Origin of the sequence: Streptomyces sp. NPDC057253 (assembly GCF_042669125.1) — a bacterium.
Taxonomy (GTDB): domain Bacteria; phylum Actinomycetota; class Actinomycetes; order Streptomycetales; family Streptomycetaceae; genus Streptomyces.
Window position 1 is genome coordinate 1 of the sequence record NZ_JBHUXV010000092.1, and the last position, 17,627, is coordinate 17,627.

Sequence of the window (17,627 nt, forward strand, 5' to 3'; positions counted from 1 at the left end):
GTGTGACACCGGGCGCCCCCCTCGTCGTGACGGATCAGCAGTCGTCGCGGGCCGGCCTGCCCGCGAACCGGTCGCCGAGCCAGGAGACCACGTCGCCGACGGCCTGGTTGTCGGTGAGGAGATGGTCGCCGGGGTAGACCTTCCAGCCGGTCCGCACGCCGGCCGCGCAGTAGGCGGTGCGCACGGCGTCCTCGGTGGCGGTGGGGATCACCTCGTCGAGGGCGCCGCGGTACTGGAGGACCGGGAAGGTGATCCGGTGGGCGGCGAGGTTCACCCCGAGCTTCTGGGCGTCCAGGACCTGGCCCCAGGTGCGGCCGTCGCTGCCGCGCTGCCGGTAGAGCTGGTCGAGGGTGAGCCCGGCCGTGGTGAAGTCCCTGATGCTCCTGCCCGCGAGGGCGGTGACGGTGCCGGCCACGCACACCGACTTGGCGGTCCTCACCGCCTCGCGGCCCTGGTCGTTGAGGAGCGCGTCGAGGGGCAGGGCAGGGTGGGCGGCCTGGATGCCGATGGCCGCGTCGGCGAGGAAGCCGGAGAAGGCGCCGCCGTCGAGAGCGGCCGCCACCTGCTTGAGGTCGCCCGGGATGCCGCCGGAGGCGTCCCCGACCACGTTCAGCTCGGGTGCGTAGCCCGCCGCCAGCTGGGCGGCCCAGAGGCTGGCCGCGCCGCCCTCCGAGTAGCCCCACAGTCCGATCGGGGCCTGCCGGGACAGTCCGCTGCCCGGCACGGCGGGGGCGGCGCGGGCGAAGTCGAGCAGGGCGTGGCCGGAGTCGGTGCCGGCGACATAGCGGTGCGTCTGGCCGTCGAGGTAGCCGGGGCCGTCGGTCGCGGCGACCGCGTATCCGGCCCTGAGCAGGGCGGCGATGTTGTCGCCCTCGTACTCGTCCTGGAAGGCCCCGGCGAGCTGCTTGGAGAACGCGCACTGGGGGCCGAGACCGAGGGTGCCGGGGTGGAAGGCGACGACGGGGCGGGCGCCGGTGCCGGTCCAGGGCGCCCTGGGGACGGCGAGGGTGCCCGAGACGGCGACGGGGCGGCCCTGGTTGTCGGTGGAGCTGTGGAGGACCTTCCAGGCGGACATCGCGATGGCGCCCGGCACCTGGCTCAGGGTGACGGAACGGCAGGCCAGGACGGTGCCGGGGGTGGCCGTGACGGTGGTGGGGGGTGTGTAGACCTGCTGGCCGGTGGCCGTGCAGGCGGCCGCGGCGGAGGCCCGAGGTGCCTCGGAGAGGAGACCGCCGCTCAGGAGAGCGGCGACGAGGGCGGTGACGACGACGGCGACAAGGGCGGATCTCTTCATCGGTCCGGAGGGTCCCTTCGCAACGGGGGAGGTTGCTCGGGTGCCAGACGCTAGGAGCTCGGGCCCACTGACTTATAGTCAGCCGCCGCGCGTGTTCGTGGACGGGTCTGTCAGGACGCGACAAAGGCGCCGGGAGCCGTCAGATCCGTACTTCCACGGTCTTCGCCAGCCGGTCGTGCAGGCCCCGGCCGTCGCGGTCCCAGATCAGGGCCGGGACGGCGAGGCAGAGCAGGACCGTGCGCAGCAGGGCCCGCACGGGGCTGACCCGGCCGGTGTCGACCGCGACCACCCGCAGGCCGAACAGGCGCTTACCCGGAGTGAAGCCGATGGTGCCGACGGTGAGGACTCCCATCAGGAAGAACACCAGCAGCGCCCAGTTCGAGGTCGCGGGATCGCCATAGCTCTGCGTGATGAGCCGGGATGCAATCAGGACGCTCATCGCCCAGTCCACGGCGAGGGCGCCGAGCCGCCGCCCCGGGCGGGCGATCGAGCCCGGTCCCTCCTCGGGCAGGCCGAGCTGCTGTCCGCGGTATCCGAAGTCGACACCGGCATCCTCGGCGGCCGCGCGGGGGCCGGAGAGCCACGATCCGATTGCATCCCTCTTGTCCACGGGTCCACGGTACTGCCGACGTTTCGGGATACGGACAGCAGGGGCGGGGCCTCGGATGTCCGGTTAACTTGTGCGAAACAAATGGGTCACGCCCGAGAAACCACCCGTCCCTAGGGTCGAGGACAGCGTGTGCCACCGCACTGGCCGCACGAACGAACTACCACCCCGGTCCAGGAACGGTCGGGAGTAGGAGGAGCTGGATGTTCCAGAACGCCGACGAGGCCAAGAAGTTCATCGCGGACGAGGACGTCAAGTTCGTCGACGTCCGCTTCTGCGACCTGCCGGGCGTCATGCAGCACTTCACGCTGCCCGTCGAGGCGTTCGACCCGGACGACGAGCTCGCGTTCGACGGTTCGTCGATCCGCGGTTTCCAGGCCATCCACGAGTCCGACATGGCGCTGCGCGCGGACCTGTCGACCGCGCGGGTCGACCCCTTCCGCCGTGACAAGACGCTGAACATCAACTTCTTCATCCACGACCCGATCACCGGCGAGCAGTACAGCCGTGACCCGCGGAACGTGGCCAAGAAGGCCGAGGCGTACCTGGCGTCGACGGGCATCGCCGACACGGCGTACTTCGGCCCGGAGGCGGAGTTCTACGTCTTCGACAGCGTCCGCTTCGCGACCTCGTCGAACGAGTCCTTCTACCACATCGACTCCGAGGCGGGCGCCTGGAACACCGGTGCGCTGGAGGACAACCGCGGCTACAAGGTCCGCTACAAGGGTGGTTACTTCCCGGTCCCGCCGGTCGACCACTTCGCCGACCTGCGTGCGGAGATCTCCCTGGAGCTGGCCAAGTCCGGCCTCCAGGTCGAGCGCCAGCACCACGAGGTGGGCACCGCCGGCCAGGCCGAGATCAACTACAAGTTCAACACGCTGCTCGCCGCGGCCGACGACCTCCAGCTCTTCAAGTACATCGTGAAGAACGTGGCCTGGCGCAACGGCAAGACCGCGACCTTCATGCCGAAGCCGATCTTCGGTGACAACGGCTCGGGCATGCACGTCCACCAGTCCCTGTGGTCGGGCGGCTCCCCGCTCTTCTACGACGAGGCCGGCTACGCGGGCCTGTCGGACACCGCTCGCTACTACATCGGCGGCATCCTCAAGCACGCCCCGTCGCTGCTCGCCTTCACCAACCCGACGGTGAACTCCTACCACCGTCTGGTGCCGGGCTTCGAGGCGCCGATCAACCTGGTGTACTCGCAGCGCAACCGCTCCGCGGCCATGCGTATCCCGATCACGGGCTCCAACCCGAAGGCCAAGCGCGTCGAGTTCCGCGCGCCCGACTCCTCCGGCAACCCGTACCTCGCCTTCTCGGCGCTGCTCCTCGCGGGCCTCGACGGCATCAAGAACAAGATCGAGCCGGCCGAGCCGATCGACAAGGACCTGTACGAGCTGGCTCCCGAGGAGCACGCGAACGTCGCCCAGGTCCCGACCTCCCTCCCGGCCGTCCTCAACTCCCTCGAGTCCGACCACGAGTTCCTCCTCCAGGGCGACGTCTTCACGCCGGACCTGATCGAGACGTGGATCGACTTCAAGCGCACGAACGAGATCGCTCCGCTGCAGCTGCGTCCGCACCCGCACGAGTTCGAGCTGTACTTCGACGTGTGATATCGCCCCAGGTCAGAGTGGTTTCCGCTCGCCTGGGCCGTGTGTGGGCCGTCGGCCGTGTTCTTCCTCGCCGGAAGGGCACGGCCGACGGCCTGTTTCGGGCCCGGCGTCTACAGTCGGGCTATCGCTCAGCTCAACGCATCGGCTTCGCCGGGCCAGCGCCCGCACCCGGTGCGCCAAACGCGGCATCAATGGCTCTGCGGGCACGGTCCTGGCTGTTCGGCACCAGGTGCGTGTACGTCCGGAGCGTGAATCCCGGGTCTGAGTGACCTAGGTACTCGGCCAGGGCCTTGATGTTCTCCCCCGAGTCCAGCAGCACCGACGCGTAGTAGTGGCGCAGGGCGTGCATGCCGTGCTCGCGCGACGGGGTGAAACGCTCCCCCGGCCCCCGCTCCGGGATGACGCCGGCAGCAATTAGGGCGGGCTTCCACAGGTACATATTGAAGTAGTTCCTGTTCAGCGCCTTACGCTCTCGCGAGTAGAACAGCAGCTTGGCTGTGACCGGCGGCCCATCCGGGGTCTTCCACGGCAACGTGACGTCGATAGGGGGCCGGCGGGTGATGTGCGCGGCGAGCGCATCCGACACCACGTCGGGCAGCGGAACGTCTCGCAACTTGCCGCCCTTGGGCGGGGCGAACACCATCTGCGGGCCGATCAGCTTGACCTGTCGCACGACGTGGATCACTCCCCCGACGAAGTCGACTTCGTCGACAGCCAGCCCGAAGATTTCGCCCTGCCGCAAACCACACCCTGCGCCCACGTCGACGGCCGTCGCGTACTGACTCGGAAGTCCTCCCCGGACCGCAACCACCCGATCACGCGTCCACGGCTTGATCTTCCGTCGGTCAAGCTTGGGTGCCCGGACGGAGCCTGCGCGGCAGGGATTCCGGGTCAGAATGCCGTCGTCCACGGCGGCGCCGAACACAGCGGAGACGTTGGCGAAGACCGTCCGCTGATACGACGACGCCATGCCGGAGTCTGCCAGTGCCCGTGCCCACGTACGGATGTGGGTGGGCTGGAACGCGCTCAGGGAGCGAGAACCGATGTAGGGAAAGGCGTGCAGCCGAAACCTCAGCTCCATGTTCACAATGGTGGAAGGGTCCGTGGTCTGGGATGCCAGCCACTGAGTGGCGAACTCCCTGAACGTCTCCTTGCCAGCCGACGGGTCGACGTACTGGCCTCGGGTCATGTCAGCCGCGATCTGCGTCAGCCAAGCCTCCGCGAGACGCTTCTGTTTGTCCGGGAACGACTTGCTGCGCTCACTTCCGTCCGGAGCGACGTAGCGGGCCCGGTAGCGCAAGCCGGTCCCGTAGCGGTCAGTCTTCGTCCTGATCGTCTTGCCGTTCGGCGCCGTCTCGGTCTTGTACCAACGGTCTTGGATGTGGCCGGCCAGACAGCGGCGGTCCTCTCGACATGCAGCAGGGAGAGCCACCCGCGGCGGCTCTCCCTGCTGTCTGGGGGCTGGTTGGCTACGCGGCGCTCTGGCAGGCGCTCTTGCGCTGGCTGACGTAGGCGCGCACGTCGGCCGGGTCGTAGCGGACGTGTTTTCCGATCCGGAAGCCGGGCGGTCCGGTGCGCTTCCTGCGCCACTGGTAGACGGTTTCGAGCGGCACGCCGAACATGTCTGCAATGTCGTCGGGGGTGAGGTACCGGTCCGGGAGGCCGCCTCGGAGAGTGCCGCGGGGATCCGGGTCTATCGGCTTTGCCATAGGAGGCTCCAAGCGGAGAGGGCAGGGCGCATGTGTCCGAGGTTCGGATTTCTGCGTCACCGCGTCACCTGCGTCATTCAGGTCGCTGACCTGTGGTTATCGGTGACGGAGCATGGTGGGGCTGTGTCACCGCCGCGTCACCTGCGTCACCGGGGGGTGACGCAGGTGACGCACGATGACGCAGACGGTTGGGCTCTGCGTCACCGCCTTCTCTGCTGGTCAGGGGCCGTTTTCCGGCGTGGGTGACGCAGGTGACGCAGCGTTCCCCTACTTAGGAAAAAAGAGGGGGTGGTGTCTGTTGTTGTGCGTGGCTCAGAGAGCGAAGAAGGAGCCGCTGCGCGGCACGTCCTTGGGGCGGTGCTGCGCACCGAACAGCAAGAGGAGCACCCGCCGCCCCGGGTGCTCCTTTTGCTGTTGAGCGGTGACGCCGGGCTCAGAACGCCGTTTCCTGCTGCGGCCCGGGTGCCGGTGCGGGTTCGGTGAGTTCGATGTAGCGGGCCGTTTTGGTGCGTCCCCAGTCCACGATGAGGCCGCGGGCGGCGAGGGTGGGCTGAAGGCGCTTGAGCCGGTCGGAGAGGACCTTGCCGGTGGTCGGCCACCCCTTGGGCAGTGGGCGGCAGTCCTCGCCGCTGTGGAGCCGGGTGAGCAGGTGCAGCCACTCCGCGGACGTCATCCGCTCCTGCGCCCCGGCTTCCATGCCGGCCGCGTACTCGAGCACGGTCTGCGCGAGCAGGTCGCCCTCGATCACGTCGTCGTTGAGGTCGTCCAACCCCGCCCGGTAGGCCGCCAAAGCTCCGAAGCCCATGGCCTGGTCGAGCTGGGCGCACAGGTGGGCGAAGTCCGCCATCCGCAGATCGGTCGGCGTTACAGCGGTAGCGGCGCGGACCTTGACCGTCAGATCCAGCAGCGAGCCGAGCATGACCGGCAGGGCTTCGGCGTACTCCGCCCAGAGTTCGGCTTCGGTGCGCCGCACCTTCGGGCGTTCGAGGCGGAGCGGGAGGAGGCGTTCGGCGAGGTCGGGGCGGATGACGCCGACGTCGATGCCGGTCAGAAGCAGGGGGCGGCGGTAGCGGGCGCGAAAGACGTCCCCATCGGTGAACAGCGCCCTCTTCACGGACTCGGCTCCGGTGACGATGCAGCACATGGCATCCGACAGGTCCGGGGTCATGTGGGAGAGGTTGTCCAGCGCGGTGACCCATCCCGCTGCCACGGCGGCGCAGGTTGTCCTCGTCCTTCGGGGCCCGGCGCAGGTCGCCCGTCATGCCTTCGATGAGGCGGATCAGCATTCGCCCGGCGGTGGATTTGCCCGCGCCCTGGGGGCCGGTGAGGAAGGGGGCGGGGACGGGCACGGAGGGTTCCAGGCAGCCGACCAGCCAGGCCATGGCCAGGCACTCCGTCTCGGCGTTGACGAAGTTGCAGAGCCGGAACAGCGCGTCGATGCCTTTGCCGTTGGTGTCCTTGGCGGGCAGGGGGAGTTCGCCGGTGAGCTGGGTGCGTCGCCAGCACACCTCGGCCGGGTCGGGGACGGCGATGTCCCAGCCGGTGGGGTGGATGCGCACGGACTGGCCGTCGTTGCGGCCCAGGTCCAGCCAGGTGGCCCCGTCCAGGCCGGGGGCGACGCGGATGTGGACGGGCTGGACCTGTTCGGTGAGGGCGAGTGCTTCGATCAAGTCGAGTGCCTCCTTCATCGCGGTGCCGTTGAACGTGCCGAGTCCGTCGCGGAACAGGCCGACCATGAGTTCTTGGCGGTGGCTTCCGGTGGTGCCCTGGGAGCGGATCGGGCGGGCCACGGGGTGGCCCTTGCGCTGTGCGTAGACGGTGCCGTCCGCGGTGCGGAAGTAGCGAAAGCGCTCTTGCGCGTAGTCCGCGATGACCTTTCGGGCCGGGTTCTTGTCGTCGTCGTTGTCCATGCTCAAAGCCCCAACGTGGTGCGGGCGTTGGTCCACGCGTCGGTGCAGTGCCGGGCGGTTTCGCCCTTGGCCTGAGCGGCGGTGAACAGGCGGGCGATGTGGACCTCGGTGAGGCAGCCGCACCGGCCGTGCGTCGAGAGCACGGCCAGGAACGTCCGGTAGACGGTGGCGTGGATGGCGCTGCGGGCCTCGGTGATGCGCTGCTCCGCCATGGCGATCCCGCGTTCGAGGAAGGTGGGCGTGCGGTGGCGGCACTCCGCGCCCCCGGCGGGCACCGTGACGAGCCCCGGCGCCGGCCGGGCCGGGGCGGGCTTGCTCGCGGCCAGCGCGCGCAGGACATCCGGCAGCGCGGCCATGTCGCCGGTGCCGAAGCCCAGCCAACGGGCTTAGGCCATGGTGGACTTGATGTCCACGCCGGGTCGGACCGCGTTCGCGGACTGCGTCCGGCCGAAGTAGAGCCAGTGCTCACCCCGGGTGGTGGGCACGGTCTGGGTGGTGGGCAGGTTCTCGCGGGCCCACGCGATCGCGTCGGCGCTGTCCAGGTCCACGACGGTCAGCCCCGCCCCGCCGGGGTGGTAGGCGACGGCCTCGGCTCGCAGCCATGCATGGCGCCAGGGGCCGGAGGTGATGACGGCCGGGTCGGTGGTGGCGGCGGCCCACGCGTGGCAGGGGGCGGGGCAGGCGCAGGGCCCCGGGGTCTTCATGTTGGGTCGGCCGCCGCAGGCGTTGTTGGCGCAGCGGCGGCAGTTGCCGAACGGGACCTTGCCCGCCCGCAGGGGCAGCGGTGGGATGCCGGAGGCGGCCAGGTCGAGCGCGGTACGCAGGTGCTCGTTCATGCCGGCGTACCGGCGCTCTCGCCGCATGTCGGTGGGTTGGGTCATGCTGGAGGTCTCCAGTTCCTTGATGGGTGACTGGCTGGCAGGGCGGCCCCGCGTTCTTTGGCGAGAGGTAGGGGCCGCTCTTGGCGTCGTCAGGCGATGTCCAGGGCGAGTTGAGCCGGGACCGGGTCCGCGAGGTGGGGCGCGTCGGCGGCGAGCAGCAGGCGGTAGGCCAATGCGGCCTGATGGATGACCACGCCGCTGCCGAGGATCTTGAGCTGGTCGGAGCGGGACAGCCCGAGGTCCGGGCCGGTGACCCAGCCGGGATCGGCGCCCATCATCCATTCCACGAACGCCGGGGACAGCCGGCGGTTGCCTTTGGTCCCGGGTTCGGTCATCTCCGGCGCGGGCCGTCCCAGCACCTGCTCCCAGCGTCGGATCGCGGGCCCGTAGTCGGTGCCGTTGGTGGCCACCCACTGCCCGTCCAGGCGGACGGCCTGGCCCGGCAGGTAGTAGTTGCCCGCCGTGTCACGCTGGTTCGGCCCGCCGTGCGGCCCGTCCGATGCCTTCGGCGTGGGCAGCAGGTTGACCACCACCTCGTTTAGCGGGCGGGAGTTGGTGCCGATCAGGTTGGAGGCACCCGACTTCCAGTCCCCGGCGGCGGGGGTGGGCAGCAGGGTGACGGCGGTGCGCAGGTTCATCCCGCCCTGCCGCTTGGGGGAGGTGCCGGGGCCTCCGGTGCCGTCGGCGGCGGCCGGGGTGGGCAGCAGCCTCAGGCCTCGGTCGGGGGCAGCAAGAAGACCACTTCGTCCTCCAGCGTGGGACCGTGCCCCCCGGCCTTCCGCTTGTCGGGGTGCTGCGGTCCGGCGTTCCTGCCGAGCTGTGAGGTGGGGGGCTTCAGCAGTGGGACTCTCGAAGTTACATTGCGCTTGGGCCGCCTACCACCCCTTCGAGCCGCGCCCCACCCCTGCCGAAATAATGCATGTTCCCACAGATCGCGAAGCTCATCATCGCTTAACTCGGCCGCGGATAGCGAGGATTGAGAGCGCAAGCAGCAAGGGCCCGAAGACGCGACAAATAAACTCCATCGCAACCCCCAGGGATGTCAGTCTCTGCTCCGCCGACCTAAATACGATGGCATTGGCTACGGTTCGCGATGAGCGCTCGAATCGGCGCCAAGTAAATCTATCGACCCCTTCGCCCAGTACCGGCTTTTCGGGCACGGTCGAAAGATTTACCGAGTTTCCCGTATATGTGCCACTTGTAATCTCTCGAGGAGAGTTACCTGGAATCCCACACAGCATCATCACCAGCACAGAAATGACCAGCATGGAAGTGAGCCATCCGAATGCACGGGATGCACGGATTCCATACCCCGACAGAGCCCAGTATGCAGATAGAAGAACCCTCTCCCCTACCGAACCCTTTTCTCGATTCTTACGTCGCGCTTCCATTTCTCCGTAATAGAAGTCGGCCGCACCGGGTTCGTCTTTGGAATCCTCAAGGGACTTTCGAAGCTGTCGATAAATGCCCGCGAGATCATCCGGTCTCACAGGCCGCTCCTGCCTGGAATTTGCAGGGGCTCTACTCCAACCCTCCGGCCGAGATCCCTCAGCAGCGCGCCAATAATGCTCTTCAGCGATGGTATTTCGACGCGTCCACCATGACGGTACGAAAATGAAGCGGCGTTGAAGGCCTCGCGGCGTGGTTGCGAACTTACTGCGCCCTTCAATGCGCAGCTTATCTAGATTGAGCGAACCTGAGAACCTACAATTCGATAGATCTATGTCGGTCAGAACAAGATGTGAGACATCCACTCCGCGCAGCGAGACAATTTTCACTTCCTCGCTTCGCCCGGACCGGAAGTTCTCACGCACTGGGCCGCCACTAGGACGTTCAAATGCCGTATGTCCAGCACTAATAGAGACGGACTGACCAAGAACGGCACCAGTAAAATCGACAGTGCTATATCTAAGACTAAGAGAGGCTGTTACCTCAAATCGCGTACGTCGACAGTCTAGCCTAATGGAAGAAATTTCCAGTGTAGATGGCGACTTGAAAACAGCAAAGGACATGTCGACTTCGCCACTACAAACCACCGGCCCGAAGTGCGATAGCTTTTCGAAGGACGATTCCTTAAATAGTGCATCTTCAAGAAAATGCACACCTTCGAAATTTACGTCCGCCGAAAAGGAAGTCGCCGAAAATTCCGCCCGCCCGACAAACTTAGAGTCATCGAATTTTACGCTTCCGACAAACGCGGCCTCAGTGAAATTGACTCGCTTGGCGAACTCTACTTTAGAAAAATCCGCCTGCTTATCGAAATGCGCCTCGATGAATCGTGACGGCCACGCGAACCGAGCACCCGAGAAGTTAGCATCATGCGAGAACACCGCCTTAGTAAAGGTTGCCACATCGGAAAATTCGGCAGAGTCGAATCGCGCTACGTTACTGAATCTACTTCGATTGAAACCAGCATGTCCAAGAAATTTGACACCACTAAAGCGGGCCGGTTTGGCAAACTGCGCGGAAGGGAAGTGGGCAGATGACGCGAACGTAGACCCTTTGAAGCTAGAGATGTCTCGGAATTGAGTTTCCGAGAATACAGCTTTCCCGTGAAATCGAACGCGACGAAATGCCGCCTCCCCGTGAAACGTTGCGTTCGCGAGATTTACGTCGCCTTCAAATTCTGCCGCATCAAATAGGGCCTTGCGGAAATAGGCGCGCCCATCTCCCTCACTGACTGCATCTAGCAGTTCCGCAAAGAGGCTCTGACTGAAAAGCGTGCCGCGATGATCCACGTCCTCGCCTGGCCTTAGGCTCGCCAAGTAAGCCTGGCGAGCCCCTTCGTCTAGGTGAGCCAAACACTCCTCATAAGCGGAAACTTGTGCGCCAAGGCAACCATGCGCACCCGATTCATCGGCTCCGTAACCGCAGTGCTGCCACTCAATGCGCAGCGATGTGGCCTGTGGGTCCGTCATGTCCTGGGCTTCTCCTGAGCTGGCAGTACTGGCAAGGGGAGTCTGCCAGCTCGGCATGGTCAAGGTCCGCAAGTGTCACTACTGACTCCACGTCACACCTGTTGGACCGCCTGCGATGAGAGTGAGTCGGGCTGTGGAACCACACCTTCCGGGGAATACGCGGTGACGTTGGCTTCGACGCCTGCCGTTCGCCCCGCTTCATAGCAGCTCACAGGCTTGAGAGCTCACGAGTGGACCACTCTCTTCTACGCGCCGTCTCTTTTATCCGCGTGGTGTCCCACCTGGTACCCCCGGGTACCTGGCGGCATCCAAGTGATCCCGTCTACCGGCCGTTAGAGCGGATCAGCGTCTGGAGATAGTGCTGCGTGATCGCATCCGTCGAGTAGAAGCGCCCGTGAGGGCGCACTGGCGCGGACGTCCGGCTGGCCCCAAGGCGGTTTCTACGGCTGCCGGTTCGTTAGCCGGGGTGCCGAATGCGGTGACCGGGCGGGCGGGGCCGGGACTGATGTATGCGGCGGCGACGCGGGCGCACTGCGAGACCGTGCTGCGGTCCTTCTACGACTTCCACCTGGACGCGGGCACTGGTCCGATCGTCAACCCGTTCCCTCTGGGGCGGGAACGTCGCAGGCTGCCCGATGGGCGTGTGCAGGGCCGTGACCACGGTGTACAGGAGCACGTCGAAGGAGTCGATGCCGGTGAGGGCGTAGTACCAGCCTTTGCGTTCTTCCCAGTCCATCACGGCCGTGCGGGCTGCCTCATGGGCCGGTCCAGCTTCCTCGAGGGCGCACCAGGACGGGGCTCGGGCGAGGCGCACCAGTGGGTGCGGTCAGGCGTGTTGGACACTGCCGGGTCAAAGCGCACGTCTGTGACCTTCTGACCCGTTTCTGTATCTGCGGCAGCCGTCGGCTGGCACGCTGGTCGCGTCGTCCGCTCCCCTGCTGAAGGGCCAGTTGTGCTGCACATCCCCAACAAGGACGCCAGGTTCATCCGGGAAACCTGCGGACCCGAGATCATCGACGTGCTGGAAGAGCAGGCCGCCGAGCACGCCTGGACGGACCTGTACCTGCATCGGCCCGAGTGGACCGCACAGGGCCGCAGCTATACCGACGCTGTCCTGTTGGCGGTTGAAGTCGCTCCGCCTGCACAGCAGCTCATCCTCAAGATCGTTCCCGCAGGCGCGGCCGGACGTGAGCCCGCTGCTACCGCGGCTGCCGCTGAGGCTGTCGAAACTTTCACCGACCTGCATCTGGTCACGCAGCCGTTCGATCCCGTGCCGCTGCCGGACGGCAGGACGCTGATGTTCCAGAAGGTCGCCGGCGACAGCCTGCAGAGCACGACGACTGTTGGAGGCCTTGACGGGCAACACAGGGCGCGGGTGGTCGAGCATCTGATCCGGGGGCTGTTGTCGTGCTGGAATGCCGAAGTCCTCAAGCTGGCTGTCCCCGAGCCTGTGAAGGTCTCTGCCTTCCTGCGCGAGGAGTTGAACGGCGTGTGGCAGGGCGACGGCTCGCTTCAGGCGTGGGGAAGGTCTCTGGGCGTTCTCGATCCCGCGCCCCCGTGGCTGTACAGCGACGGTATGCGGCTGCCCAATCCGTATCTGATGGTCAAGGGTGGGTCGGCCCTGCCGGATCCCGAGCTGCGTGTGCTGCGCGGTCTGGGTCACGGCGACCTGCATCTGGACAACGTCCTCGTGCCCCAGATGGAGGGGACAGTACAGGCCGAGGCGTACCGTCTTATCGATCTGTGCACGTTCAGCGCCCGGGCTGACCTTGGCGGGGACGCTGCGACGGTGCTGCTATCCGCGCTGATTCCCTTCGTCGAGCACGAGCTGCCGCCAGATCAGCGGCACGCTCTGCTCCGTTTCATCGTGGCCCCGCACGCTACCCACGGCGCCTACATCGTGCCGCGTGCAAAGACGCTGGTGCAGGCGGTGACGGTGACCGCCCAGCGGGAGATGAGCCACTGGCGGGACTCGTGGGACGCGCAGTTCCTGCTCTCGCTGATGGCGCGCGCTCTGATGTTCACGACGTACACGGAAATCGGTGTGGCGGGCCGCGGATGGCTCGTGCGGCTTGCCGCACATGCCGGGGGCGAGCTCCTGGCGCGGACGGCGAGGCGTCAGGGCGGGCAAGCGTGGCCCCCGCCTCTGGAGCCGGGAAGGGACTCCTTCACGACGACACAGTTCAGTGCCGTTGGCGTGGCGGGGAGCCGGGGTTCCGCCGGGTTTGTGCCTGACCAGGAACCGCAGCGGCGGCGCTGGGAGACGGACTCGGGGGTGCGGGACGAGCGGGCGGTGCTCGGATTCGGCCCGGATCACACGGTGGTGGTTGTCGACGGGCAAGGTCGCGTCCGGCGGTGGAGTGTGGGGGGAGATTCTCTGCCTGGGGCGGAGGGTCGTCCGGCTCGCATCAGGGTCGGCCACCAGGCATTGGTGTCTTCTCTGACGCACAGTCTGGTGACCGCCTGGCCAAAGGAACTGGAGATCCTGCGTTTTCCGCAGGATGCGGGGGTGTTCCGCTCGGATCCGGTCCATTTCGACGGCGGGGAGAATTTTCTGGTCACCAGTGGTGGTGACGTGTTCGCCACGCACGACAGGAAGTCGCTGACCGTTCGCAGTTTCGAGGATGGCTCGGTGGTGGAGCGCGTTCCCTGCCCTGCTTCGCTGGCGGCTAGCGCGGTGAGTCTCGACGCGTCGGTGATCGCCTTGGCACGCTCGCAGGAAGTGTTCATTCATCGAAGGGGCCGTCCGACGCTGCAACGGTCGATGGCCAACTCCATGCCCTACTTCCGGACCGGCCTGCTCAGGAAGTTTTCCTCGCTGGTGGGCCCGGGCTGTCAGCTGGCAGTCTCCCCCTCGGGCAGCCATGTCGGATGCGTGACCTTTGAGGAAGTACTGGTGTGGAGTACAGAGGATGGCAGGGAGGCGTACCGCCGCAAGCTGACGGACCGGGAGGCCCGTGAGGCATTGGGCGGGGAGGGTATGCGTCTGCTGTGCACCGAGACGGGCACGCTGTTCTGTCTCAAGCGGGGTCGGCTGTCCTGCCCGACCATCGACGGCGGGATCCAGTTGCGCCAGTCGGGCCGTTATGTCGACGTGGCCATCTCCCGTGATGGGAGGCTGATGGCGATGCTCGGCAGTGAAGGCCGGCTGGAGGTCTGGGATCTGTGACCTGGGCGGACCGCCGTCTGCTGGCTATGGGCTGGGCGCTGGCGGGAGGCGCGTTCAGAGGGGGTGCGCATGGCCGCTGTGGGAGACGGGCATGACTTCTCGTGCGGCCAGGGCGTCGTCGGCGTCGCCCGGCCCGAGCGTCACTCGGGGGTGGCTGTGGGGGCAGCAAGCACATCGATCTTCACTCGGCAGAATGATCCGGAACTGCTGCGCATTCTGAAAGCGGCTTCGGTAGCGCACCGGCGCGCCAAGAGGCTGGCCTCTTCGCACATGACGCTTTCTGTTCTGCTGGCGGGTCTGGGCGTGGCCGGGGTGTTCGTCAGTGCGCTGCAGACGCCGGTCACGCTGCTGGGGCTCGTGTGGGTTTTGGCCTACACCGCGGGTGCCCGGGTGTGGGGAGCGCAGGAGATGCGCCGTGCGGCACTCTTCCAGGAAATGTTCGACGTACGGCTTTTGTGCATTGACTGGAATACGGTACTTGCCGGCGGGGAGGAGCCTGCGGCGCAGGAGGTCAGCCGGGCGGCGGGCCGGTACACGGGGGCGGAGTCTCGGCTGGAGGATTACTTCTACGAGGTCACCAGGCTTCCTAGGCCGCTCGATGTGCTGGCCTGCCAGATGCAGAACCTGGGCTGGGGTGCCCGGATCCGGCGGCGTTACGCCGCCGCGGTGTCCGGAGGGCTGGTGTTGTGGAGCGTGGCGGGCATCGGACTTGGTCTGGCCCGGGCGATGACGGTCACCGAGATGCTGCTGCACTGGTTCGTCCCCTCACTGGGCCTTTTACTGCTGGGCGTGGACACCGCTGCTTCCCAGAGGGAGACCGCCCGCGCCCGTGAGCATGCACAGGCCGTGCTGCTGCAGGCGCTTCGTGCCCACATCCGGCGGGGCAGTCCCGCTGGGGACACTCCGGGGCTCCTGCTTCTGGCCCGGCAGATCCAGGACACTCTGCTGCTCACCCGGCTGCGGCAGGCCCGGGTGCCCGACTGGTTCTTCAAACGGTTCCAGACGTCGGACCGCACCGACTTCGTGCGGGCGATGCGGGAACTGGACCAGCTGGCTGCTACCCCGTAGGAGCAGCGTCGCTCGATGGACGTGCCTCTCTTCCGGGGGAGCGCGAACCGCCGAGGTGTACGCCGTGTCGCGCTACCGGTGCGCTCTGTTGCAGGTGGATGCGGATCGCCAGAATGTATCCCCGGCTCCGACGTGGGGCCGAGGCGGGCAGACGGCACCGGGGCTTGCGGTGTGGCTGTGTTTGGCCCGCTCCCGATCGTCGGTCGTGGCTTCTGGCAGACGGCGTGGTTGTTGTCAGGTTCGTCGGCGGACGAGTAAGGGTGCAACGTGGTGAAACCGCTCCAGTACGGGACCGATCCTCTGCGCATCGGACCGTACGAGGTGATGGGGCGTCTGGGGTCCGGCGGCATGGGTGTCGTGTACCTCGCCCGAAGCGCGGGGCCTGGACGTCTGGTCGCGATCAAGACGATCCGGGCCGATCTGGCGAAGGAGCACGGCTACCACGAGCGTTTCGCCCGCGAGATCGAAGTCGCCCGCACGATCCGCAGCCCGTACATCGCCCAACTCGTCGACTTCGACCCCGGGCCGGCCAAGCCCTGGCTGGCGACAGTCCTCGTGCCCGGCCCGAACCTGGCTGAGGTTCTGGCCCACCACGGACCGCTGCCGGTCGAAACGGTACGAGTCCTGGCGCTCGACCTGGCTGGGGCTCTCACCGCCATCCACGCCGCACGTATCGTGCACCGCGACCTGAAGCCGTCCAACATCATCCTTTCCGAGGACGGACCCCGTCTCCTCGACTTCGGGATCGCCCGCCCTCTGGGCCAGGAGGGCCTGACCGCCACACGACAGTTCATCGGCACATCCGCCTACGCCTCCCCCGAACAACTCCTCGCCCACAGGGCTGATCCGCCCAGCGACGTCTTCTCACTCGGCGTGGTCCTCGCCGAAGCCGCCGGACTAGTCACGCCCATTAATGATCCGCCCGCCGCCGCCATCGTCGACGGTCGCACCCCTGCCCTGTCATCACTCCCGCCAGACCTGCGGAGCGTCATCCAAACGTGTCTCTCCCAGAGTCCGAAAGACCGGCCAGCGGCGGCCGAGCTTCCCGGCATGCTGGCCACGAGTACGCGCGCTCACCGCAAGGGCACCCGATGGCTTCCGGACTCCGCCCTTCTTCTTGCCCGCAGGACGTCACAGGAACTACTGGCTGTCACTCATCCGGTGACCGCCCTCGATCCCCGCTTCGCCGGCGGTCACCAGCAGGAAACAGCCACCGCGAGGATGCCGTGGGGCGCCACCGTTGTCCCGCCCCACGCGACAACGCCCCTTTCTCCCCTCGCCGAAAAGAAGATAAGCGGGGCAAAAGCAATGATCGGGGCGGCCCTGTTCCTGCTGATCGGGGTGGCAGGTTTCTCGCTGGCCGGACAGCGCAGTGATAGCGGGCAGGAAGCCACGCCGAGCGCAACAGTCACCGTCACTGCGTCAGGCCGGCCCGACAACGCCAATCCTGCTTCACCCCGGTCCTCGAAGACCTGGCAACCCTCACCAAAGCCCGCTCGACTGCCGTCCGCCGCACCACCCAAGTCCCCCAGTTTCACCCGGGGCCCACTGGGAGTCTCCCGTTACCGGGACCCTGAGTACAGGGCCGCAGTGACTTCGGTGGCCGCTGCCCGGAATCAGTTGACAGTGACCGTGAGCGCGAGGGGCAGATCAGACCTGCGGGAAGCGGAGACTACGTGTCTTGAGGTGCAGGGGGCGGAGGGAACGTTCACGGTGCTTCCGTTCGCGAAGCATGCCCGTACAGAGCGACCTGGCGCTTTCGACGGGACACTGGCCTTCCCGCTGCTCGTATCCGGACGGTACACGCTGCGCTATTCCTGCCAGAGCGACTACACGGGTGTCGACCTTGGCACCGCGAGCGTGCCTCACATCAGCATCTCCCGGTATACCGATCCGAGGTATTTTGCCGTCGTCCTGTCGGCGGACCGCACGTCCCGCGGACTGCAGCTGGTCTTTGTCTCCACCGGGCCGCCGGACCTGCGCGATCCCAATACGTCCTGTCTGAACCGGGGTGCTGGGGAAGAACACACGAAAAGCCTTGAGCTCAACCGCAGCGAGAAGACCCTGAACCTCTTCTACTACGGCGTCATGAACTTCCCGGCCGTCGGGGCGAACAGCACGTTCTCCTACTCGTGCAGCGGGGACTACAGCGACGCCTCCCTGCCCTGACATGTCAGGAAGGTCGGTTACCTGGAAACTGGCGCTCTCATTGCTGCTCCGGCCAGGCATTTACCCCTCACAGCACGGACACATCCCCGTCCAGAGCCCCCCGAATCGTCGGCGCAAGCAGGGCGGGCGCGCCTGTGATCGCTTGGTGGTGCGGCCGGTCAGTGGTCTCACCCTTGGGGCAAGGCCACGCCTCTGGGGTGATCACCCGCTTCGGTACCGGCCTGGTCTCTGTGAGGCGTCACTGACCTGGGTTCGACGTGATTCGACGGCCTGGAGTACCGAATCAGCG

General features: G+C 66.7%; 10 protein-coding genes and 2 pseudogenes. 4 read left to right on the forward strand and 8 right to left on the reverse strand.

Annotated elements, in window-relative coordinates:
• Window positions 1–34: 34 nt before the first annotated feature.
• Together ACFULQ_RS35625 and ACFULQ_RS35630 are read right to left on the reverse strand one after the other, a co-directional pair.
• Window positions 35–1,294: a lipase family protein gene (locus ACFULQ_RS35625; protein WP_383552003.1), complete on the reverse strand. Its 1,260-nt coding sequence runs from the start codon at window positions 1,292–1,294 to the stop codon at window positions 35–37.
• A 139-nt stretch (window positions 1,295–1,433) separates the two neighbouring features.
• Entirely contained in the window at window positions 1,434–1,904 is a 471-nt protein-coding gene (locus ACFULQ_RS35630; protein ID WP_383552005.1) for an RDD family protein, read from the reverse strand.
• Window positions 1,905–2,104: 200 nt separating this feature from the next.
• Here ACFULQ_RS35630 and glnA point away from each other — a divergent pair, with 200 nt between their 5' ends.
• Complete coding sequence (glnA, locus tag ACFULQ_RS35635) at window positions 2,105–3,514, forward strand: type I glutamate--ammonia ligase (RefSeq protein ID WP_383552007.1); 1,410 nt, start codon at window positions 2,105–2,107, stop codon at window positions 3,512–3,514.
• 133 nt (window positions 3,515–3,647) lie between these two features.
• On the opposite strand, the gene ACFULQ_RS35640 is transcribed toward glnA, so the two are convergent.
• The 6 genes and pseudogenes from ACFULQ_RS35640 to ACFULQ_RS35665 all read right to left on the reverse strand — a co-directional run bounded on the left by ACFULQ_RS35640 (window position 3,648) and on the right by ACFULQ_RS35665 (window position 10,932).
• Window positions 3,648–4,907: a tyrosine-type recombinase/integrase gene (locus ACFULQ_RS35640; RefSeq protein ID WP_383552056.1), complete on the reverse strand. Its 1,260-nt coding sequence runs from the start codon at window positions 4,905–4,907 to the stop codon at window positions 3,648–3,650.
• Window positions 4,908–4,983: 76 nt separating this feature from the next.
• Window positions 4,984–5,223, reverse strand: a complete 240-nt coding sequence (locus ACFULQ_RS35645) for a helix-turn-helix domain-containing protein (protein WP_383552009.1) — start codon at window positions 5,221–5,223, stop codon at window positions 4,984–4,986.
• Window positions 5,224–5,656: 433 nt separating this feature from the next.
• Window positions 5,657–7,133 (reverse strand): annotated as a pseudogene (locus tag ACFULQ_RS35650) (ATP-binding protein).
• A 2-nt stretch (window positions 7,134–7,135) separates the two neighbouring features.
• Window positions 7,136–7,969 (reverse strand): annotated as a pseudogene (locus ACFULQ_RS35655) (DNA primase).
• 134 nt (window positions 7,970–8,103) lie between these two features.
• Window positions 8,104–8,652, reverse strand: coding sequence for a hypothetical protein (locus tag ACFULQ_RS35660; RefSeq protein WP_383552010.1), 549 nt, complete (start codon window positions 8,650–8,652; stop codon window positions 8,104–8,106).
• A 306-nt stretch (window positions 8,653–8,958) separates the two neighbouring features.
• A complete protein-coding gene (locus tag ACFULQ_RS35665; protein ID WP_383552012.1) occupies window positions 8,959–10,932 on the reverse strand; it encodes a pentapeptide repeat-containing protein in 1,974 nt (657 codons plus the stop codon).
• A 952-nt stretch (window positions 10,933–11,884) separates the two neighbouring features.
• Between ACFULQ_RS35665 and ACFULQ_RS35670 the strand changes: the two genes are divergently transcribed.
• From ACFULQ_RS35670 to ACFULQ_RS35680, 3 genes are all read left to right on the forward strand, one after another.
• A complete protein-coding gene (locus ACFULQ_RS35670) occupies window positions 11,885–14,101 on the forward strand; it encodes a hypothetical protein (protein ID WP_383552013.1) in 2,217 nt (738 codons plus the stop codon).
• Between the two features lie 69 nt (window positions 14,102–14,170).
• Window positions 14,171–15,169 (forward strand): S-4TM family putative pore-forming effector, encoded by a 999-nt coding sequence (locus tag ACFULQ_RS35675; protein WP_383552015.1) that lies wholly within the window; start codon window positions 14,171–14,173, stop codon window positions 15,167–15,169.
• Window positions 15,170–15,439: 270 nt separating this feature from the next.
• Window positions 15,440–17,338, forward strand: coding sequence for a serine/threonine protein kinase (locus tag ACFULQ_RS35680; RefSeq protein WP_383552017.1), 1,899 nt, complete (start codon window positions 15,440–15,442; stop codon window positions 17,336–17,338).
• Window positions 17,339–17,627 lie beyond the last annotated feature (289 nt).